Origin of the sequence: Desemzia sp. FAM 23988 (assembly GCF_045528365.1) — a bacterium.
Classification (GTDB): domain Bacteria; phylum Bacillota; class Bacilli; order Lactobacillales; family Carnobacteriaceae; genus Desemzia.
The window spans coordinates 30664-52159 of the sequence record NZ_JBGQQS010000012.1; the positions used below are offsets into that span (position 1 = coordinate 30664).

At 37.8% G+C, this 21496-nt stretch carries 16 protein-coding genes and 1 riboswitch; of the genes, 12 read left to right on the plus strand and 4 right to left on the minus strand.

From position 1 onward, the window contains the following. Positions 1-86 precede the first annotated feature (86 nt). The gene (gene truA / locus ACEN4L_RS08200; protein WP_407097502.1) at positions 87-827 is read left to right on the plus strand and encodes a tRNA pseudouridine(38-40) synthase TruA; all 741 of its coding nucleotides are present in this window, start codon (positions 87-89) and stop codon (positions 825-827) included. A gap of 51 nt (positions 828-878) precedes the next feature. On the opposite strand, the gene ACEN4L_RS08205 is transcribed toward truA, so the two are convergent. Then, positions 879-1933 (minus strand): IS3 family transposase gene (locus ACEN4L_RS08205; RefSeq protein WP_407123604.1). Its coding sequence is split into 2 segments (ribosomal slippage): positions 879-1735 and positions 1735-1933, totalling 1056 coding nucleotides; the frame shifts between segments, so codons are not numbered across the junction. Between the two features lie 229 nt (positions 1934-2162). Here ACEN4L_RS08205 and ACEN4L_RS08210 point away from each other — a divergent pair. The 4 genes from ACEN4L_RS08210 (at position 2163) to ACEN4L_RS08225 (ending at position 7445) form a co-directional block, all read left to right on the plus strand. Then, a complete protein-coding gene (locus ACEN4L_RS08210) occupies positions 2163-3068 on the plus strand; it encodes a magnesium transporter CorA family protein (RefSeq protein ID WP_407097262.1) in 906 nt (301 codons plus the stop codon). Positions 3069-3236: 168 nt separating this feature from the next. Next, positions 3237-4214 carry a glycosyltransferase family 2 protein gene (locus ACEN4L_RS08215; protein WP_407097261.1) on the plus strand — a complete coding sequence of 326 codons (978 nt, stop codon included), beginning with the start codon at positions 3237-3239 and terminating at the stop codon, positions 4212-4214. Positions 4215-4237: 23 nt separating this feature from the next. After that, positions 4238-4660: a GtrA family protein gene (locus tag ACEN4L_RS08220; protein WP_407097264.1), complete on the plus strand. Its 423-nt coding sequence runs from the start codon at positions 4238-4240 to the stop codon at positions 4658-4660. Positions 4661-4685: 25 nt separating this feature from the next. After that, positions 4686-7445 (plus strand): YfhO family protein, encoded by a 2760-nt coding sequence (locus tag ACEN4L_RS08225; protein WP_407097263.1) that lies wholly within the window; start codon positions 4686-4688, stop codon positions 7443-7445. A gap of 415 nt (positions 7446-7860) precedes the next feature. Here ACEN4L_RS08225 and ACEN4L_RS08230 read toward each other — a convergent pair whose 3' ends face one another. Beyond that, positions 7861-8565 (minus strand): MgtC/SapB family protein, encoded by a 705-nt coding sequence (locus tag ACEN4L_RS08230; protein WP_407097260.1) that lies wholly within the window; start codon positions 8563-8565, stop codon positions 7861-7863. Between the two features lie 208 nt (positions 8566-8773). Here ACEN4L_RS08230 and ACEN4L_RS08235 point away from each other — a divergent pair, with 208 nt between their 5' ends. From ACEN4L_RS08235 to ACEN4L_RS08245, 3 genes are read left to right on the plus strand one after another with little or no spacing between them, the layout of a single operon-like run. Beyond that, positions 8774-9556, plus strand: a complete 783-nt coding sequence (locus ACEN4L_RS08235; protein ID WP_407097259.1) for a DeoR/GlpR family DNA-binding transcription regulator — start codon at positions 8774-8776, stop codon at positions 9554-9556. Beyond that, on the plus strand, positions 9522-10436 hold the full coding sequence (pfkB, locus tag ACEN4L_RS08240; protein WP_407097258.1) for a 1-phosphofructokinase: 915 nt from the start codon (positions 9522-9524) through the stop codon (positions 10434-10436). The genes ACEN4L_RS08235 and pfkB overlap by 35 nt, the downstream gene beginning before the upstream one ends. 26 nt (positions 10437-10462) lie before the next feature. Next, positions 10463-12364, plus strand: a complete 1902-nt coding sequence (locus tag ACEN4L_RS08245; protein WP_407097257.1) for a fructose-specific PTS transporter subunit EIIC — start codon at positions 10463-10465, stop codon at positions 12362-12364. Positions 12365-12570: 206 nt separating this feature from the next. Here the strand turns inward: ACEN4L_RS08245 and ACEN4L_RS08250 are convergent, their stop codons facing one another. Beyond that, positions 12571-13137, minus strand: coding sequence for a chromate transporter (locus ACEN4L_RS08250; RefSeq protein ID WP_407097256.1), 567 nt, complete (start codon positions 13135-13137; stop codon positions 12571-12573). Positions 13138-13140: 3 nt separating this feature from the next. Further along, the gene (locus tag ACEN4L_RS08255) at positions 13141-13713 is read right to left on the minus strand and encodes a chromate transporter (protein ID WP_407097255.1); all 573 of its coding nucleotides are present in this window, start codon (positions 13711-13713) and stop codon (positions 13141-13143) included. A 245-nt stretch (positions 13714-13958) separates the two neighbouring features. Between ACEN4L_RS08255 and ACEN4L_RS08260 the strand changes: the two genes are divergently transcribed. The 4 genes from ACEN4L_RS08260 to ACEN4L_RS08275 all read left to right on the plus strand — a co-directional run bounded on the left by ACEN4L_RS08260 (position 13959) and on the right by ACEN4L_RS08275 (position 21358). Next, entirely contained in the window at positions 13959-14810 is an 852-nt protein-coding gene (locus ACEN4L_RS08260; protein WP_407097254.1) for a glycosyltransferase family 8 protein, read from the plus strand. A gap of 31 nt (positions 14811-14841) precedes the next feature. Then, positions 14842-16194: a glutathione-disulfide reductase gene (gene gor / locus ACEN4L_RS08265; RefSeq protein WP_407097253.1), complete on the plus strand. Its 1353-nt coding sequence runs from the start codon at positions 14842-14844 to the stop codon at positions 16192-16194. A 594-nt stretch (positions 16195-16788) separates the two neighbouring features. Further along, positions 16789-16888: riboswitch (purine riboswitch) on the plus strand. Between the two features lie 186 nt (positions 16889-17074). Beyond that, positions 17075-18538, plus strand: coding sequence for an NCS2 family permease (locus ACEN4L_RS08270; protein ID WP_407097252.1), 1464 nt, complete (start codon positions 17075-17077; stop codon positions 18536-18538). 156 nt (positions 18539-18694) lie between these two features. Then, entirely contained in the window at positions 18695-21358 is a 2664-nt protein-coding gene (locus ACEN4L_RS08275; RefSeq protein ID WP_407097251.1) for a cation-translocating P-type ATPase, read from the plus strand. The last annotated feature ends 138 nt before the right edge of the window (positions 21359-21496 follow it).

The following is a 21496-nucleotide window of genomic DNA, read 5'->3' on the forward strand; positions in this document are numbered from 1 at the left end:
GAACTGAATTTAAACTAGTATTAGGTATAATAATGAAGTATAGTGTACGAAAATAGGAACAGAATCAGATGACTGAGAGGGACAACATGAGAAATATCAAAATGACGATTGAATACGATGGCGGAAGGTATTTGGGTTGGCAAAGGCTTGGAGACTCGAATAAAACCATTCAAGGAAAAATAGAGAATATCCTGAGTGAAATGACGGGAACTAAAACTGAAATCGTGGGTTCTGGGCGTACAGATGCCGGAACCCACGCTAAGGGACAAATAGCTAATTTCAAGACAGTATCTGATATGGAACTGGTTACGATGCAGGCGTTTTTTAATCGTTACCTCCCGCAAGATATTGTTGTAAAAGAGTTAGAAGAGGTTCCGGAAAGATTCCACTCTCGATATAACGCTGTTGGTAAACAATACAGCTACTATATTTGGAATAGTGTCGTGCCTTCTGCATTTGAACGCAATTACAGTTTCCATTATCCTGAAAAATTGGATATCGACAAGATGAATGAGGCTTGCAATAAACTTGTCGGAACTCATGACTTTATTGGATTCTCATCGCTTAAAAAGTCGAAAAAATCAACGGTTAGAACCATCAATGAAATTTCGATTCAGAAGGAAGGTAACCTGCTGCACTTTACATTTGTTGGAGAAGGTTTCTTGCATAAAATGGTTAGAATCATGATGGGGACGCTTCTTGAAATCGGAGCAGGGATGACAGAACCAGAATATATTGATACTATCTTCGAGAGTAAAATTAGAAGTAATGCTGGGATGACGGTGCCTGCTCAAGGTCTGTTCCTAGATGAAGTGTATTACAATTAAAGAGAAGTCACTTTAAAAAATTGGTATGTCAACACTTAATTAGACAACTTTTTAAAGGTTTGATAATTTGTATTCTTGTGGCGATAAGTAACCTAGCGACCCGTGAATACGAATCTTATTGTACCAATTAACGTAATCAAACAGTTCAAGGTCCAGTTCTTTCTGATGTTCAAAAACACGCCCATTAATCAATTCTGTTTTAATCGTTTTAAAGGTAGCTTCTGCTACAGCGTTGTCGTATGGAGTGCCTTTATTGCTTAAAGAGCGTTTGATACCAAAGGTATCTAGTGCTTTGTCGATGAGATGATTTTTAAATTCACTTCCCCGGTCTGTGTGGAATAATTTAAGACGAGTTAAATTGTACGGAACCGTTGAAAAAGCGCGCTGAACTAACTCCGCGGTCTTATTTGGACCAGAGCTGTACCCAATAATCTCACGATTATATAAGTCTACCAGAACACAAATGTAGTGCCATTTTTGCCTTACGCGCACATAAGTTAAGTCACTGACAATAACAGTCAATTCCTTCTCTTGATTGAATCTTCGATTCAGTACATTAACTGTTTCAGACTCATTAACGGTCGATTTACTTGGTTTGAATTGAGCAATCGTATATTTAGAGAGCAGACCTTGTTCTTTCATGATTCGACTAATTCGACGACGTGAGACTTGCCAGCCCAGCTTTTGGAGTTCGACTTTTATTTTTCGCTGACCATAAATGTTATGACTAGCTTTAAATACCTGAACAATCAACTGTGTTAGCTTTTCTTCTTGATGATCACGTTGTTTCGCTTCGTAATAGTAGGTGCTTCTTGAGATTTGCAGGACTTCGCACATTGCTGATACCGAGTATTTGTGAAGGTTATTCCGAATCACATCTACTTTCGTCCCATTATCAGCGCTGCTTGTTTTAAAATATCGTTCTCCATCATAAGACGCTGAATTTCTTTACGGAGCTTTATTAATTCTGTTTCTTCAGGCGTACGATTATCTTTTTCTTGAAATGAACCAGTTGATTGGTGTTGATGGATCCATCTATCCAAGGCCGAAGGCGTCAGATCATATTCTCTAACAATATCTGCCCGAGGCTTTCCAGCTAAATGCAGTTGAACAACTTTCTCTTTTAGTCATAATGCTTTTCCTCCATTGTGATTTGACTTAAGTGTATAAGACCTTATAATTATTGTCCAACTTAGTGTAACCTATTCAAAATCAAGTTATAAGAAACAAGGGCCTCCCAAAAACGAGATAAAAGTTTTTGAGAGGCCCTTGTTTCTAGCTTTATATGAATCTACTGCTATACTATTAAGTGCTGTTATACGAGGAGATGAACTTATGATTACTAAAACACTTTTTAACAACGAAAAAAACAAATGGATTAATATAAACACTGATAGTTCCGAAGAATTAAAGAACCTTTATCAAGATTACGAAATTGATGATGAAATAGCCGCTTATTCACTTGATAAAAACGAACGTGCTCATTTGGATTATGATCAACCAACGGATACTTTTGTATTGATTTTTAATGTACCTAATCAAAGCAAAATAGATGATCATTACGAAACCATTCCTATGACGTTTTTGATTAAGGATCTTCGTTTTATCACTATCTCGAATAGTAATAATCAGTATGTCATCTCGAAAATGGAGAAGTATTTAAAACGTAATCCAGATACTACTATATTTAAGTTTTTATTCAGCAGTTTATTGTTGATTACAGATTCTTATTTTCCTTTAGTAGAGGAAATAAACAGTGACAGAAAATGGATCAATGATAAGTTGAAAATAAAGACAACAAAACAAAATTTGCTATCTTTATCGAATCTAGAGACTGGAGTAGTTTACTTTGTTTCAGCCTCAAGACAAAATACAGTGTTGCTGGAACAAGTTAGAACGCATATGATTTACCGTGCGTTAGACGAAAGCGAAAGAGAACAGTTTGAAGATGCGTTAATAGAAGCGAAGCAGCTAGTTGAAATGACACAAGTGTCTTCACAAATTTTGCAGCAATTATCCGGAACCTATAATAATGTTCTGAACAATAATTTGAATGATACGATGAAAATTTTAACTGCATTGTCTATTTTGTTGACAGTGCCTACAATCATTACGGGATTTTTCGGCATGAACATGCCTCTTCCGTTAGAAAATAATCCTGCTGGCTGGTTGGTTACTATTGGCATTAGTGTGGTACTTTGGTTTGGGCTATCTTATATTTTGCGAAAGTTAATGAATTAGGATGGCCGGAATATCCAAAAAAAGGCATCGAATTCCTAAAATAAAGATAATTTTTTGTGAGTCTATCTAGATGACTACATAGCACATTAATAGACGTTCTAATGTTACTAAGGTATAATTTGATGGATAAGTTATTTTAGAAAGACAGAAAGTGAAAGGTAGTCAAGAATGAAAACTATTACGATATTAGTTCCAGCATACAATGAAGAAGAAGTCCTTGAACAGATGTATCATGTGTTAGTTGAAGTATGCAATCGATTAACCAACTATCACTTCGAGTTTCTTTTTGTCAATGATGGGAGTAAAGATAGAACGCTTGAAATTGTTAAACAACTTAAAGAAAAAGACGAGCGTGTGCAATATGTGGACCTTTCCAGGAATTTTGGCAAAGAAGTCGCTATGTCGGCAGGCTTTGATTATGCTAGTGGAGATGCGATGATCATCATGGATGCCGATTTGCAGCATCCGCCAGAAGCTATTGAAGAGATGCTCTATTGGTGGGAACAAGGGTATGACGATGTTTACGCTATTCGCAGAAAAAGAGAAGGCGAAAGCAAGCTCAAGAAATGGACATCAAAAACCTATTATAAATTATTGCAAAAAGTTTCCAAAGAAGAAATCATTCCGGATGCCGGAGATTTTCGCCTGCTAGATAAAAAATGTATCGAAGCCTTATCTCAGTTGAGAGAACATTCCCGTTACACTAAAGGGATGTACAATTGGATCGGATTCAAAAAGAAAGAAATCACTTTTGATGCTGATCCTAGAGCAGGTGGAGAAACAAAATGGAAGTTTGGTTCTCTGGTAACTCTTGCCATCAATGGAGTCACTTCTTACAGCACACTTCCCTTGAAAGTATGGTCTTTGGTAGGAATGATTATTTCTTTACTTGGTTTCATTTACTTGTTTATTGAGATCATGCGGACGATTTTCTTTGGAAATACAGTTGCCGGCTATCCATCATTGATAGCGGGGGTGCTTTTCCTAGGCGGGATCCAACTGATTTCTTTAGGGGTTATTGGCGAATATTTGGGACGCGTATTTGTGGAAACCAAAGACCGGCCGCTTTATTTTGTACAAGAGACTTCTGAAGAAAAACGTCAGAAAAAAGAAGCTGCTACTAGTAATGAAAAAGAAAAAGAATAAGCAGAAAGCGTTGGTTTTGCATGATGGAATTAGTAAAAAAATTATATGTGAAGTATGAAGAAGTAATTGTTTATTTAGTTTTTGGTGTACTGACAACAGTCGTCAATATCGTCGTGTTCTATGTGATGGACTCTGTTTTGGGAGTACAGTATTTGATCGCAAATGCAGTAGCTATTGTTCTGTCGATATTATTTGCTTTCTTCACCAATAAAAAGTACGTGTTTAAATCAAAATCTGAAAGTTTTCAAAGTTGGTTGAAAGAATTTGTTTTATTTAGTGGATTTAGAGCTGTTTCTGGAATATTTGATATGTTGAGCATGTGGATACTAGTTGATTTTATATTAGTAGACACGAATATAGCTAAAATAGCCACCCAATTTATTGTGGTCGTACTAAATTATTTTTTCAGTAAATTCTTTGTCTTCAAACAAAAGAAATCAGATTGAAAAATAATTAGGAAGAAAGAGATTGGTGACTAATGTTATGAAACAACTAGGAATGACACAGAAAAAGAATACCGCAAATCTCTTTTTGTGGTATTCTCTTTTCTTTATCGTCATAATGACTTCGATTTATGGGTACTTTGTGTACAGCGGGACTTCTTTTATTTGGCAAAGTGACGGATTTACCCAACACTATTTATTGTTTGAAGACTATGTAAGTATGTGGCGGGAATTTTTACTGCATCCAACTGGTGGATTTCAATTTTGGGATTGGACGATCGGTTTAGGTGCGGATGTGATCACTTCTTACGGGTATTATGTAGTAGGAGACCCGTTTGTGTATTTAGGACTGCTATTTCCATCTAGTATGATGGAATTTGCTTTTCATTTTTTGATTGTGCTCAGAATTTACTGTATTGGATTAGCGTTTATTTTTTATGCTCGTAAATTGGGTTTCAGTAATTCTGGGATATTGGCAGGGGTTTTCGTCTATACTTTCGCCCATTATGTAACATTGAATGCTACAAGACATCCTTTCTTTTTGATGCCGATGGTGTTCTTTCCGCTTCTTTGCCTGGGTGTAGAAAAAATATTGCGCAATGAAACAGCCTTTTTATTCGCTGGAGTTGTATTTGTGAGTGCGGCGAGCAATTTTTATTTCTTCTATAAATTAACGATATTGATTTTTATCTACGCTATTTTTCGATATCTTGATCTATACCGTTTAGAAAAACCATTCAAAGAGTTTTGGAGTTATTTCTTCAGAGCTTTATATAGTTATTTAGTGGGTGTTTGCATGTCTGCGGTTGTGTTGTTCCCGGTGATTTGGGGATTCTTGCAATCATCAAGAGGATCAGGGGAAATGGCGAGCGGTATGACATTATACCCACTGCAATATTACATTGCTCTTTTAGCGAATGGATTTATTTCAGAAAGCTATTTATGGACTGTACTTGGGTTTGCTGGGATAGTCATGCTTGTCATCCCGCTGATGTTCACCAGACGGAAGTTATTCGGCTCTATTCCATTTATGTTGATCCTGTTTACAGTTATGCTGCTGTTTCCGCTATTCGGATCGATTATGAATGGGTTCTCTGGCCCATATAATCGCTGGACATTTGCTATTCCATTATTCCTAGGGATAGCAGTGGCACAATTTTATCAATACCGATTTGATTGGACAAAAAAAGATCGGCGAGCAATGGCGATAGGTGCACTTATTTTTGGCGTCTTATCGATCGTTCCGCAAGTGATAGACGGTTTTTCGCTTGCTCGAACAGTACCTTTGATTGCGGCACTAGTGGCATTGGCTGTCATCGTGACAGCTGCAAAACTCCAACATGTTGGCAAATGGGCAACGAAGCAGAGTAGTCTCGCTTCTTCGATCATTCTTTTATCGATCATCGCAAATGTGATTTTCAATGCGCAACAGTATTATTATCCATTTGGTCAAAATAAAATGTCCGCCTTGTTGGATTACGGAACAGCTGATGAGCAATACGCACAGGTATTTGATGGTGTGGAAGAAGAAATTCCTGATGTCGAAGAAGAGCCGTTTCGAATTGGTTTAACGGCAAAAGACAATCACATCAGAAACCATATGATTTACTTGGAACGAATGGGGATGACTTCTTATTTATCGATTACTAATGGTGCTGTGGCTGAATTTGCCAGCCAATTAGAAGTTGGATCGTTTCAATTGATCCAACCGGTCCGTAATGGATTTGACGATCGCCGCATTGCGAATCATGTCATGGGAGTCCAATATATCGTTACAGCTTTAAAGAATGAAAAATACTTGCCATACGGTTATGAAGTGGTTTATCGTTCAGAAGGAGACAATGCTCATTTAGTAGCTGAAACGGATCAGGCATATCCATTTGCTTATGCGAATGACGCTTTTATGAGCAATACGGAGTTCGAGAAGTTGAATCCGGTGGAAAAAGAAGAATTTCTTTCGACTGGTTTTACGGCTGATGAAGAAAAGGTGGACTCCGCTAAACTGGCTTTATTTGAGGATCGTTTAACGACTCAATCTGTGGATACAACGATCAGCAGTCAAGATGAAGAAAAAATAACCATAGACGGCGATAAAATTTACGTTCAAGACAGTGATGGAAAAATAGCGATTCGCATCAATGATCTGGAAAATATTCGTAACAGTGAAGTGTATGTTTATTTAGAAGGACTCAATCATGAACCAAAACCGAGAGAATCTCTAAACAGAGTGAATACGAGTTTTAATACAACAGTAGCATTTAATGACAGAAATAAAATTATCCATCAATCCGACGAATTAAGCTTTAGTTCGTATATTCATCGAGAAAAAATGTTGTTCAACTTAGGTTATCAATCTGGAGATGAATCAGATACAATCACGCTTCAGTTTGAAAAGCCGGGAGTATATGACTTGGAAGAGATTACGGTCTATGCTCTGCCAATGGATGAAGCCTACGATGATAAAGTAGCTGAGAAGCGCGAAAACCAGTTGATGATTACGAACTTTGAAAATGAACGAGTCTCTGGTACGATTTCTTCAACAGAAGACACCGTGTTAGTAACTTCGATGCCGTATTCAATAGGGTGGTCAGCAAAGATCAATGGAGAAGAAATAGATCCGATCAAAGTGAATTATGGCTTTATCGGGATTCCACTTGAAGCTGGGGAATCTGAGGTACTATTCTCTTACCAGACTCCTTTTTTTAAAACAGGTTTAGTCGTTAGTGTGATCGGTTTTGCATTGTATGGTTTTGAATGGTGGAGATTTAAGAAGAAAGTTCAGTCATAATAAAACAGCGCAAAAGGCTAGGTAAAATGGACTAGTCTTCTGTGCTGTTTTTATTGACTCTTCATCTTCTAACGTTGGTAAAGAAATTTCCTCCGGCCTATGGGGTTACTTGTGGAAAGCCATGGGAACGCCTTGGCCGAATACCGCATCTCAAGGCTTGCAAGCGTCAAACTTAGTGTAACGGCTAAAGCCGAACACTAAGTAATTGCCATGATTTTTGCTGCTTCAGCAGCTTACAAGCATGGTACCCTTGGGCGTACGCCCACAGTGTTTCCTTTTTTTTGCATCCTTATTCATGGCTATAAGCAACCCCATACTCCTCCATAAATTTCTAAGAATGAGTTTTTAAAAGGTTTAGCATTGAAAAGGAAACTGTTTTTATTCATTAACGTCAAATATTATAGAACCTTTTTATTTAGCGTTCTTTTAACGTACTGATATGCTGTACATTCTCCAAATCAATGATTTCATTTACTACACGAGATAAAGGGAAATCTTCTGGAAGTCCAACAGTATAGTAATTGGAGTAGGCAGGAGCCTGATTTTCAGTGCTGTCTAAACTATGCTGTTCACTGAATAGTTTGATGTTGTTTTCAATGAAATACTGTTTTATGGCCTCTTGGGTTTCTTTGCCGATATATTTGATATAAATCAGATTCATATTGGGGGAACCGAATAAACGTTTAATAATTCTTAATACGAGCAAAACAGCGACTGTACTGGCAACCGTCAAGAAGTAATACCCCATTCCAACAGAGATGCCAATTCCGGCAATTGCCCAAATAGAAGCGGCAGTTGTTAAACCAGAGACATTTCTTTTAGTGACAATAATGGTTCCAGCACCTAAAAATCCAATACCGCTGACGATCTGAGCTGTTAAACGAATAAAATCTGTACTAAGCGTACCGGCTAGATCAGGATTTTCAATCACAGTTTCAATAATATCAAAACTGGCCTCAACTTGAGCCATCGCCATCACTGCAGCACCCACACACACCAGCATATGGGTCCTTAGACCTGCGTCGTGCCCTTTTGCTTCGCGTTCAAAACCGACAGCACTTCCGCACAGGATAGCTACGCTAATGCGAATGAGAATTTCTATATTGCTTAATTCATACATGCAGATCCCCCTTTCTATTTTCTCAAAATAAAGCACTAAAAAGGTGTTATGCTCTTATTTTTAATATAGCTTTACGGTGTAAATTTGTCAAAAAGGAACGTAAGAATAAACAGAAATTAAAAAAAGATTAAAATTTTGAAAACGATTTATTTTTTGATTGTTTTTGAACGATAATGGTGGTAAAGTAATGGTGAAGAAGGTGTGTATAATGTTAACAGAAGAACGTTATCAATATATATTAGACAGATTAGCCCAGCGTGGTCTAGTCAAATCACAAGATTTAATGAAGGAAACAGACTGTTCAGAGTCTACTATCCGAAGAGATCTGGATGTCTTGGAAGAAAGAGGTTTGTTGGTTCGTGTGCATGGCGGAGCCAAACGGATTTATGAAGTTGAACAAGAACTTCCAGTGATAGAAAAAACCCTCAAGAACGTTCAAGAGAAAAAAGACATTGCAGAATACGCCGCGACATTGATCAATGATGGAGATACGATATTTCTGGATGCCGGAACTACAACATTGTATATGATTCCATTCTTAAAACAGAAAGACATTCGTATTGTCACAAACGCAGTACAACAAGCCAGTTTGTTAGCGGACCAGAACAATGAGGTGATATTGATTGGTGGAGTATTAAAAAATACCACTAAAGCAGTTATTGGAGCTATCGGTTTAACGCAACTGAGTCAATACCGGTTCAACAAAGCTTTTTTAGGAATCAATGGAATCGATATCGAATGTGGCTTAACTACTCCAGATCCTGAAGAAGCAGCCATCAAAAAACAAGCTGTTAAAAATAGTGCCAAAGTATTTGTTTTGGCAGACAAAACGAAATTTAACAAAGTTACATTTGATAAAGTGGACAATATTGAAAATGCTATTCTTGTCAGCAACGAATTGGACAGAACAGAATTTGAAGCCTACTTCAAAGCCACAACTATAATGGAGGTAAAACATGATTTACACAGTAACATTGAATCCATCGATTGATTACATTGTTAAAATTCCAGCTATTCAAGCGGGAGAATTAAATCGGATGGAGAGCGACATAAAGCTTCCAGGGGGAAAGGGTATAAACGTCTCTCGTGTACTCAATAACCTAGGCCAAACCACAACAACTTTAGGATTTCTTGGAGGATTCACAGGTCATTTCATTTCAAATTGGCTGACTCAAGAAGCTATTCAAACCCGTTTTATTGAAATCAAGGAAGACACACGAATCAACGTAAAAATAAAAGCAGATGTAGAAACAGAGATCAATGCTGCGGGACCAGCTATCACTCAAGAAGAAGCAGATCAATTGCTGCAGCAACTAGATGAGTTGACTGTTGAGGATGTAGTTGTGTTATCGGGAAATAAACCGCCAACACTTCCAGCTGATTTCTACCAAAAGATGATTGAAAAAATCACTTCTCATGGCGCTCAATTTATTATTGATACAGCGGGAGAAGAATTATTGAATGCCCTTAGTTCTAATCCGTTGCTAGTAAAACCGAATCATCACGAACTAGCTGATTTATTTGATGTTTCATTCCAGTCGGTAGAAGAAATGATTCCTTATGGGAAAAAATTGCTTTCTTTAGGAGCAACCTATGCAGTTATTTCTATGGCAGGAGACGGAGCTTTATTCTTTACGAAAGAAGCTGTTTATCAAGCCAATGTACCTAAAGGGAAAGTGAAAAATTCAGTTGGTGCTGGAGATTCAATGGTTGCAGGATTTATAGGAACACTAGTAGAAACAAACGATGAACTTGAAGCTTTCAAGAGAAGCGTCGCGACAGGTAGTGCAACAGCTTTTTCTGACGACTTGGCAACAAAAGCTGAAATCGAATCGCTCATCAACGAAGTACAGATTTCTAAAATAGATTAGTGGAACTTTAATAGGAGGAATTGAGTATGAAGATCAACAATATTTTGATCAAAGATGTTATGATCATGGATCTGAAAGCACAGAGCAAAGAAAGTGCTATTGATGAAATGATCAGCAATTTAAAGAAACATAATCGAATCAGCGATGTAGCAACATTTAAAGAAGGAATCATGAAGAGAGAGCAACAAACGTCTACAGGTCTTGGAGACGGAATCGCTATGCCTCATGCAAAAAATAAAGCTGTGAATGAAGCAACAGTTTTATTTGCTAAAAGCAATGAAGGGATCGATTATGATTCATTAGACGGCCAACCTGTTTATTTATTCTTTATGATCGCGGCTCCTGAAGGCGCAAATGACATTCACTTGCAAGCTTTAGCCAATTTATCTCGCTTTTTGATTCGTCCAGATTTTGTAGAATCGTTAAAAAATGCCTCAAGTGCTGATGAAGTACAAGAATTGTTTGAAAAAGCAGAAGAAGTAGAAAATCAGGATGCTGTTACGGAAGCTCCTGAAGAAAATACTGTTTCTGAAAGACCCTTTGTCGTAGCTGTTACAGCTTGTCCTACAGGTATAGCACATACGTTTATGGCTGAGGATGCTTTGAAAAAGAAAGCAGCTGAAATGGGCGTAGACATCAAAGTAGAAACAAACGGAAGCGGTGGAATCAAAAACCGCCTAACGACTCAAGACATCGAACGTTCTGTGGGTGTTATCGTAGCGGCGGATAAACAAGTTGAAATGGCTCGCTTTGACGGTAAACCAGTATTGCAACGTCCGGTAAGTGACGGTATTCGAAAAACAGAAGAGTTGATTACAAAAGCCATCAATAAACAAGCGCCGATTTTTTCATCTGGCGGACAAAAAAGTGAGTCAACGGTAGATAACGAAGAAAAAGGATCTGTATGGAACCGGGTTTATAAAGATTTAATGAATGGGATTTCACACATGCTGCCATTTGTAGTTGGTGGTGGGATCTTAATGGGTCTGTCATTCTTGTTTGAGAACCTGTTAGGTAAAGAAAGTGAAGTATTTCTATTCTTAAACTCTATCGGTAATCATGCATTTGGGTTCTTGATCCCGATTTTAGCAGGGTATATTGCCCTTAGTATTGGCGATCGACCAGCTTTGATGCCTGGTATGGTCGGTGGAGTAATGGCTGTAGCAAGTAACGCAGGATTCTTAGGCGGTTTGGTAGCTGGTTTCTTAGCAGGATATTTGATGATCGGTTTGCAAAAAGGTTTGAGCAATCTGCCTAAGTCATTAGAAGGTATCAAAGCGATTTTATTGTTCCCAGTACTTGGTTTATTGCTTATTGGATTATTGATGTATTTCATTGTAGGACCGATATTTGGTTCGATCAATGCAGCGATGATCAGTTTCTTGGAAAACTTAGGAACTGGAAATGCTGTTATATTAGGTGCTTTACTTGGTGGTATGATGTCTATTGATATGGGAGGCCCATTCAATAAAGCTGCTTATGCCTTTTCAATCGGAATCTTTACAGATACTGGCGATGGAAGTTTGATGGCAGCCGTTATGGCTGGTGGAATGGTGCCGCCTTTAGCTATCGCTTTAGCAAGCACTTTCTTCAAGAATAAATTCAACGCTGATGAAAGAAAATCAGCTCTTTCAAACTATGTGATGGGAATTTCGTTTATCACTGAAGGAGCCATTCCGTTTGCTGCAGCTGATCCGTTACGCGTAATTGGTTCTTCAGTAGTAGGTTCTGCTATTGCAGGGGGCTTGACTCAATTGTGGAATGTAACAGTTCCAGCGCCTCATGGTGGATTGTTTGTAGCTGGATTATCTAATCATATTGGATTGTTTGTCTTATCCATTGTAATCGGAATGGTAGTAGCCGCTGTGATTCTTGGCTTATGGAGAAAAACAGTAGCAGACGAAGATTCAGCTTTAGATCTTAAATAGAAGAATAGTTGCATAAGAGAAAGATGACGTCGGCAGGTGAAAACTTGCTGACGTTTTTTTCAAGGGTCTAATCTTCTAAGAAAAAACTTTCTTTGGAAGAGTGAACCAAGTATAGTACCTTGTTTTATATCAGATGATTCTCTATATAAAAATAGTTGCTCAGTAAGAAGAATCGTCTCTTCCTGCTTAGCAACTGTTTAATTTGATTACAGAATCACATAGTAAATCATAATGCCTGCTATTCCTGAAAGAATCATCACATGGATGGGGCCTAGTTTTGTCTTGCGTAAAAGTACTAACCCAATCATAAAGAGTATAACTGAAATCCAATTTAGGTTTCCGAGAGCTATAGGGAAGTTTGCTGCTCCAAACATAGCCGTCAAAAAGATGGTTAACCCAGCAGAAGCGATCAACGCCACTACAGCTGGACGTAAACCCTTAAGGATACCATCCATAAGTGGGATTCCTTTATATTTATAATACAATCTAGCTAGCAGGACTACAATAATGCAGGAAGGAGCAATACAGCCAAGAGTTGCGACAACAGACCCAGGGAGACCTGCTACTTTTGTACCTACAAAAGTAGATGTATTAATGGCAATAGGTCCAGGAGTCATTTGAGATATTGTAACGATATCAATAAACTCTGTACTCGATAACCAATTGTTTTGATGGATCACTTGTTCTTCGATCAAAGGTAAAGCTGCATAGCCGCCACCAAAACTAAAGAGACCTACTTGAAAGAAACTCCAAAATAATTTTAAGTAAACCATTTTTTATGAATCCCCCTTTTGATTATGAGGCCCTTGTAGTGAAGTGTAAGCTCCAACAGCACCACAAATAAGTAAAATAATCACGATATTGATGTTCAAGAATATCGCAGCAATAAAGGCTAGTACCATCATCACAATAGGCAAAACTTGCTTATCTTTAATGATTTTTGCGGACATATCAACCACTACGCTGACAATAACTGCAGCAACACCAGCTTGCATTCCTAGTAATAAAGCACTGACTACAGGGTTGTCTCTAAAAGCTTGGTAAAAGAAAGAAATAATCGTAATGATGAACAATGGGGGGAGAATTGTCCCAATAACGGCTATTAAAGAGCCTAATATACCTGCCATTCGATACCCAACAATAATGGAGGTGTTAACAGCAATAGGGCCTGGAGCAGATTGACCAATGGCTACCAGATCCAACATCTCTTCTTCATCGATCCATTGAAGCTCTTTTACAAATCGTTTTTGCATAAGCGGAACAATTACATATCCTCCTCCAAATGTAAAAGCACTTAATGTTAATGTAGAAAGAAACAATGTCCAGTAAAACTTAATATCTTTTTCCATTTGAACCTCCTAAAAAAATCTAGTACTTACTACATTATACTGTAAACAACACCGCGAATCATTTCAACCTTTTAAGAAAACAAATGATTTTTGGAAGGGAATAAAAAACAAAAGAATTCTCTTTCAATCTAAATATGATATGCTTAATAAAGAAAACCGCATGGATAAAGTGAATATTTGCTCTTAAGCTGAAAAAGATAATGCGGTAAAATAGTAGTAAGATTATGTATAGTAGGAGATAGCAGATGAATTTATTAGTGACTTGCAATGAAAATTACTTACCTCCACTCAGAACGATGTTGTGGTCAGTATTTAAAACAAATACAGAAGAAACGCTCGCTATTTATCTTATGCATAATGACATGCGCAACATGAAACTGCAAGAGATAAATGACTTCATTGTGGCTAACGGACATGAGTTTTTTCCAATTAATTGCCATGATTTATTTGAAATGGAAACGACGGTTAATCGGTATTATTCGATTGAAATGTACTATCGTTTATTAGCTCCATTTGTGTTGCCAGAAGATTTGGAAAGGATTCTGTATTTAGATCCAGATATTGTCAATCTGAATCCTATAACGGATTTTTATTATCAAGATTTTAAACAGAACTTATTTGTAGCAACTACGCATGATTATTTGACGAAATGGATCCAGCCGATCAACAATATTCGATTGAATATGTTAGAATCAAAAGGGTATTTTAATACAGGAATCATTCTGATGAATTTGCCTGCCATTCGAGCAAGCAAACAACAAGGAGACATTTTGTCTGTGATCGAATTGTACAAAAAAAGATTGTTGTTACCAGATCAAGATGTTTTTAATCACTTGTATTGGGATTCTATTTTAGAAGCGGACTGGAGAATTTATAATCTGGATCCGAGATATTATTCAAAAGCTAATGTGATCTTCCCAAAAGATTACAATGTGGAATGGGTAGAACAGGAAGTAGTCTTTATCCATTATTGCGGAAAGCAAAAACCATGGAATAAAAGAGAAGACTACAAATACAAATTAGGTGAGTATTATCACCAATATGAAATGGAACACAGAGCAGGAGATACTTTGGATCTGGCACTGGAAGAACAATAACAGAATGAGAATAAGAAAGAAGGAATACTTGATGACAAAACATTATGACTATATAGCTATCGGTGGCGGTAGTGGTGGAATTGCTTCTATTAACCGAGCAGGAATGCATGGAGCAAAGGTAGCTTTAGTAGAAGCGAATGAACTTGGCGGAACTTGTGTCAATGTCGGTTGTGTACCTAAAAAGGTTATGTGGCATGGAGCTCAATTATTGGATGAAATGAATTTGTATGCTGAAGATTACGGAATCAGCATTCCTGAAAAAAATTTCGATTTTGCCAAATTAGTCTTGAACAGAGAAAAATACATTGATCGTTTGCATACTGTATACGAAAGCGGCTTGAACAGCAATCATGTAGACTTGATCAGAGGATTTGCTACATTTGTAGACAATCACACGATCGAAGTAAATGGTGAACAGTATACGGCGGATCATATTTTGATTGCCACAGGAGGACGTCCTTCAAAACCTAACATTCCAGGAGCAGAATTAGGTATCGATTCCGATGGTTTCTTTGCATTAAATGAACTGCCTGAGAGAATCGCTATAGTTGGAGCAGGATACATTGCTGTAGAATTAGCTGGAGTAACCCATGGATTTGGAGTAGATACGCATTTATTCGTCCGCAAACAAGCTCCGTTAAGAACATTTGATTCTATTATTAGTGAGGGATTGGTAGAAACGATGGAACGAGAAGGCGCTACGTTACACACATTTGCCGTTCCAAAAAAAGTTGAAAAAGAAGCAGATGGTAGTTTAACGATTCATTTTGAAGATGGCGCTACTCATAATACAGATACCATTATCTGGGCTATCGGACGTGAAGCCAATACTGAAAACCTCAATTTAGAAGCTACCGATGTTGAATTGACTCCAGCAGGACATGTCAAAGTGGATGAATACCAAAACACAACGGTTGAAGGGATTTATTCAATCGGAGATGTTACAGGCCGAATTGAATTAACACCTGTAGCTATCGCAGCAGGACGTCGTTTATCGGAACGATTGTTTAATGGGAAAACTACGGAGAAATTGGATTACACAAATATCCCATCCGTTATTTTCAGTCACCCGCCGATTGGAACAATTGGTTACACAGAACAAGAAGCGATTGATTTACACGGATCAGAAGACATTAAAGTGTACCAAGCGAAATTTACTTCAATGCACAGTTCGATCACAAAAAATCGCCAAAAAACCTATATGAAATTAGTCTGCCAAGGGCCAGAAGAAAAAGTGATTGGTTTGCATGGGTTAGGGAATGGAATGGACGAAATGCTGCAAGGATTTGCCGTGGCCATCAAAATGGGAGCTACCAAAGCAGACTTCGACAACACAGTAGCCATCCACCCAACCGGAGCAGAAGAATTCGTAACTATGAGATAGAGAGAGTGGAGCAGAGCGCGGAGAAAAGCGTTAAGACCACTGAATATAAGGCGACCAGCCACAGTTAGGTGTTTTTCCTAACAGTGGCTGGTCGCCTTATAGGCATGTGGTCTGCTTTTCGCAGCTCGTCTAGAAAGCAGAGCATGAAGTAAGGCGTTTAGCTTACACAACTCGTTTTAAAAGTATCTTTTTGAATTTGGGCAATAAGAAATAATGCTTAGATGTCGTACGTCATAATTGAAGGAGTAAAACCAGTTGAATTGCGAAGTACAAGGGTTCTAGTTAACAAAAGAATCGTTAAAATCAGTTGAATTACGAGGTATAGAGCTCCTATCTCGCAATTGAACCAGTAAAACCAATTGAATTGTGAGCTGCAAATTTCTTGATTCAAAACTGAACCAACTAAGAATTTCTAGCGATGCGATGCTAAGGTAGACAGATGTACCAAATAACAAGTCATAGTTTAAAAATCCGATTTCACGTCCTATATTTACAAATATTATTACAACAATCAAATAAATACGAACATTAGAAACTTTTAATCACCTATTATATGATTTTACCTTGTCCTTTTACGTTATAGCCCCTATAATGAGGAAGCAAAAGAAAATTTCTAATATAATCTAAGCGATATGGGCTTTGAGTTTCTACAGACCACCGTAAACGGTCAACTATTAGAGAAATAAAGTGTGGAACATTTTTCCATGCTATAAAAGTGTATTTGTGGATTATTAAACGGACCTTATTTTTGTTTATTCCCCACAGCCGCCTCTTATTTCTTTAACCAGTTTAAATTCAAACTTGCTGTAGCTTATATTTTATAAAGAAAAATAGTATCAATCTTTCTTTTGTAAATAAGAAAAAGGTAGGCTACAAGACAATGGAAAATTTTTTCAAATTTAAAGAAAATAACACAACTCTTTCTACAGAAATCATTGCAGGATTAACAACCTTCTTTGCTATGTCATACATCATTTTCGTCAACCCGGCAATTTTGTCTTTAACTGGAATGCCTTCACAAGCAGTTTTCCTAGCAACATTGATTTCTGCAGCAGTCAGTACTTTAGTCATGGGATTATTTGCTAATGTACCTTATGCATTGGCACCCGGTATGGGCTTAAATGCTTTTTTCACTTATACGGTTGTATTTGCCTTAGGATTTACATGGCAAGAAGCACTAGCGATGGTATTTTTGTGTGGATTGTTCAATATTTTAATTACTGTCACAAAAATCCGCAAAATGATTATTCACTCTATTCCAATGGGATTACAACACGCTATCAGTGGAGGAATCGGTGTTTTTATCGCTTACATTGGAATCAAAAATGCAGGTTTCCTTCAATTTACTTCTGAACCAGGAAACATCCAAACCATCAACAATGCTCCATTTGACGCTGCAAATTCAGCTTATGAAGGAGGAATCTCCAGCATCGTAAGCGGTGGCGGGATCGTTCCTGCGTTAGTTAACTTCACAAGTCCAGGCGCTCTTTTAGCTTTAATCGGGTTGATCGTTACAGTTATTTTGATGGTCATGAATGTCAAAGGTGCTGTTTTAATCGGAATCGTTGCAACCACCGTTATTGGTATTCCAATGGGAGTAGTAGACATCTCCAGTATTTCTAATCCGGCTAATTCTTTAGGAAATGCATTTAGTGAACTTGGGGAAACATTTGGTGTGGCATTAGGCTCACAAGGGTTAGGTTCTTTATTCAGTGATCTTTCTCGTATGCCTTTAGTGTTGATGACTATTTTTGCTTTTAGTTTGTCAGATGTATTTGATACGATCGGTACATTTATTGGTACTGGTCGAAAAACAGGTATCTTCTCACAAGAAGATGAAATGGCTTTAGATGACAGTGCTGGATTTAAAACAAAAATGGATAAAGCTCTTTTTGCAGATGCCATCGGAACTTCTGTTGGAGCTATTTTAGGAACATCTAATACCACTACTTACGTGGAAAGTGCAGCCGGTATCGGTGCAGGGGGAAGAACTGGTATGACAAGTGTAGTAATAGCGCTCTTGTTCTTATTGACTAGTCTGTTTTCTCCATTAGTGTCCATCGTTCCAACTCAAGCAACTGCACCAGCTTTAATCATGGTCGGAGTTTTAATGATGTCATCGTTCATGGAAATCAAATGGGATGATTTGGAAGAAGCTGTGCCAGCATTCTTCGCTTCTATTTTTATGGGATTGGCATACAGTATCTCTTATGGTATCGCAGCAGGCTTTATTTTCTATATCATTGTTAAAGTAGCAAAAGGCAAAACAAAAGAAATCCATCCAGTATTGTGGTTTTCAGCAGGACTATTTGTTTTGAACTTCTTGATTTTAGCTTTCATTTAAACTTAATTTTTAATCACAGAGCTGAAGCAAATTTTTATTGCTTCAGCTCTTTTTTGAATATTTTACAGAACCGTGGCGGTTTCTTTGAATAAAAAACAAGAACAGCCTATAATAACGGTAAGTACGAAGAACAGTTGGAATGAGAGGATGAGTAGGATGGCAAATAAAGAACAAATAAAAGAGCCTTTTTTCGCTCAGGATGTAGAAACGGTTTTTAACAAATTTGAAACATCCAAAGAAGGTCTATCAACTTCAGAAGCGGAAAAACGGATTGAATCTTATGGGCATAATCAGTTGAATGAAGAAAAGAAGAAAAGCGTCATTGTAAAATTCTTTGAACAATTCAAAGATTTTATGATTTTGATTTTAATCGCAGCTGCTTTGATATCGGCGTTTTTTGGCGACATAGCTGATGCAGTCATTATTTTAGCGGTTGTCATTTTAAATGCGGTTTTAGGAGTGTTTCAAGAAGCGAAAGCTGAAGAAGCTATCGCCTCATTAAAGAAAATGTCTTCTCCGGAAGCACGAGTAAGACGGAATGGCTCTGTAGTACATATTAAAAGTGAAGAGCTGGTTCCGGGCGACATTGTATTACTAGAAGCTGGGGATGTGGTGCCAGCGGATATGCGTTTATTCGAAAATGCTTCTCTAAAAATAGAAGAATCTGCCTTAACTGGAGAATCAGTTTCGGTCGAAAAAGAGTTGACGCTGATAGAGGATGAGAAGGTCGGTATTGGTGACCGAAAAAACATGGCTTTTATGAACAGCAACGTCACTTATGGACGTGGTGAAGGGATTATTGTTGGAACGGGAATGGCGACAGAAGTTGGTAAAATTGCGACTATGTTAGCTTCTTCGGAAGAAACGATGACACCACTACAAAATAATTTAAACCGATTAGGAAAATATTTAACAATTGCCATCATTATTATTGCTGTTGTGATGTTTGTGGTGGGGCTTTCCAATGGACGTGATTGGGTAGAAATGCTATTAACCTCTATTTCTTTAGCGGTAGCGGCTATTCCAGAAGGATTGCCAGCGATCGTGACGATTATTTTATCACTGGGAACCCAAAAGATGGCGAAGCGAAAAGCTTTGATTCGAAATCTGCCAGCGGTGGAAACATTAGGGAGTACGGATATTATTTGTTCAGATAAAACTGGAACATTGACTATGAATCAAATGACCGTGGAAAAAATTTATACCAATAATGTTTTGCAAGACGCAAGTGAAGAGATAGGTATGGATTCGCCGGTCATGAAAGTCATGACATATGCAAATGACACCAATATATCTGGCGAAGGAGAATTGATTGGAGATCCAACAGAAACAGCCTTGATTCAATTTGCATTAGATAAAAAGCTGGATGTTAAAACAGCTTTGGAAAATGAACCGCGTGAAGCAGAAGTTCCTTTTGAATCGGAGCGTAAATTGATGTCAACGATTCATAAGATGGCGGATGGAATGTACTTTATTGCTACTAAAGGAGCACCGGATGAATTACTGAAAAGATGTACCAAGATTGATATCAATGGAGAATTGCAACCATTGACAGAAGACAGTCGAACGGCTATTTTAGATACGAATCATGATATGGCTACACAAGCACTACGGGTTTTAGCGATGGCTTATAAAGTGGTTAGCACAGTTCCTTCAGAAGTAAATACTCAAACGGTGGAAACGGATTTGATCTATGCTGGAATGGTCGGGATGATAGATCCTGAAAGAGAAGAAGCTAAGGATTCCATCAGCGTGGCTAAGACAGCTGGTATCCGTTCGATCATGATCACTGGAGACCATAAAGACACTGCAGCTGCGATTGCTGCACGATTGGGGATCATTGAAAAAGGGCAGTCAGAAGCCGTTATTACAGGTGCTGAATTAGATCAGATCGATGATGCTGCATTTGCTAAGTCGGTCAAAAAATATTCTGTTTATGCACGTGTTTCGCCAGAGCATAAAGTTCGAATCGTCAAAGCTTGGCAAAAAGCGGGTAAAATCGTAGCCATGACAGGAGACGGAGTAAATGACGCTCCAGCTTTAAATACCGCAGATATTGGTGTGGGTATGGGAATAACGGGAACCGAAGTATCTAAAGGAGCCAGTGATATGGTCCTTGCAGATGATAACTTTGCGACTATTGTAGTTGCCGTAGAAGAAGGGCGAAAAGTATTTACCAATATTCAAAAAGCGATTCAATTCCTATTATCTGCCAACTTGGGAGAAGTGCTGACGTTATTCATTGCTACTTTACTAGGGTGGAGCGTACTTGGACCAGTGCACATCTTATGGATCAATTTAGTAACTGACACTTTTCCAGCTATCGCACTTGGATTGGAACCGGGTGAAAAAGACATCATGCAAGAGAAACCGCGTGGAAAAGAAGCAACATTTTTCTCCAATGGTGTTTTTCCTAGTATTGTGTACCAAGGAATTATAGAAGGAGCTCTTACGTTAGGTGTTTATTGGTGGGCAACACACAATCCTGTACATGTAGGCAATGAAGAATTGATTCATTTAGATGCTTTAACAATGACTTTTGCAACATTAGGTTTATTGCAAATCTTCCATGCTTTTAACGTAAAGTCGATTGAAAAGTCTATATTCACAGTAGGAATATTTAAAAATAAAATGTTTAATTTGGCGGTTGTTACTTCAGCTGCCCTTTTAGGAATAGTCATATTGGTTCCTGGATTAAATAGCTGGTTCAGTGTAGCAACGTTAAATCTTGAACAATGGTTAATAGTATTAGGTACATCGTTCTCTATTATACCAATTGTAGAAATCATCAAGTTCTTTATCCGAAAATTTATGAAGTAACTAATAAGCCCCATTCTTTGTGAAAAAGGATGGGGCTTATTATGTAATTTGGTTGCTTTTTTCACATAAAACAGTTACTATTTATAAGTCTCTAGAATTTTGTCATTATCAGATTCTAGGACTACCAGTCGGAAAACT

Excerpts from the sequence above, each read along its gene's own strand:
- gor (WP_407097253.1), top strand. The coding sequence starts at position 14,842 with ATGACAAAACATTATGACTATATAGCTATCGGTGGCGGTAGTGGTGGA.
- ACEN4L_RS08275 (WP_407097251.1), top strand. The coding sequence starts at position 18,695 with ATGGCAAATAAAGAACAAATAAAAGAGCCTTTTTTCGCTCAGGATGTA.
- ACEN4L_RS08230 (WP_407097260.1), bottom strand. The coding sequence starts at position 8,565 with ATGTATGAATTAAGCAATATAGAAATTCTCATTCGCATTAGCGTAGCT.
- ACEN4L_RS08235 (WP_407097259.1), top strand. The coding sequence starts at position 8,774 with ATGTTAACAGAAGAACGTTATCAATATATATTAGACAGATTAGCCCAG.
- truA (WP_407097502.1), top strand. The coding sequence starts at position 87 with ATGAGAAATATCAAAATGACGATTGAATACGATGGCGGAAGGTATTTG.
- ACEN4L_RS08220 (WP_407097264.1), top strand. The coding sequence starts at position 4,238 with ATGGAATTAGTAAAAAAATTATATGTGAAGTATGAAGAAGTAATTGTT.
- ACEN4L_RS08255 (WP_407097255.1), bottom strand. The coding sequence starts at position 13,713 with ATGGAAAAAGATATTAAGTTTTACTGGACATTGTTTCTTTCTACATTA.
- ACEN4L_RS08245 (WP_407097257.1), top strand. The coding sequence starts at position 10,463 with ATGAAGATCAACAATATTTTGATCAAAGATGTTATGATCATGGATCTG.
- ACEN4L_RS08260 (WP_407097254.1), top strand. The coding sequence starts at position 13,959 with ATGAATTTATTAGTGACTTGCAATGAAAATTACTTACCTCCACTCAGA.
- ACEN4L_RS08215 (WP_407097261.1), top strand. The coding sequence starts at position 3,237 with ATGAAAACTATTACGATATTAGTTCCAGCATACAATGAAGAAGAAGTC.
- ACEN4L_RS08250 (WP_407097256.1), bottom strand. The coding sequence starts at position 13,137 with ATGGTTTACTTAAAATTATTTTGGAGTTTCTTTCAAGTAGGTCTCTTT.
- ACEN4L_RS08210 (WP_407097262.1), top strand. The coding sequence starts at position 2,163 with ATGATTACTAAAACACTTTTTAACAACGAAAAAAACAAATGGATTAAT.
- ACEN4L_RS08270 (WP_407097252.1), top strand. The coding sequence starts at position 17,075 with ATGGAAAATTTTTTCAAATTTAAAGAAAATAACACAACTCTTTCTACA.
- pfkB (WP_407097258.1), top strand. The coding sequence starts at position 9,522 with ATGATTTACACAGTAACATTGAATCCATCGATTGATTACATTGTTAAA.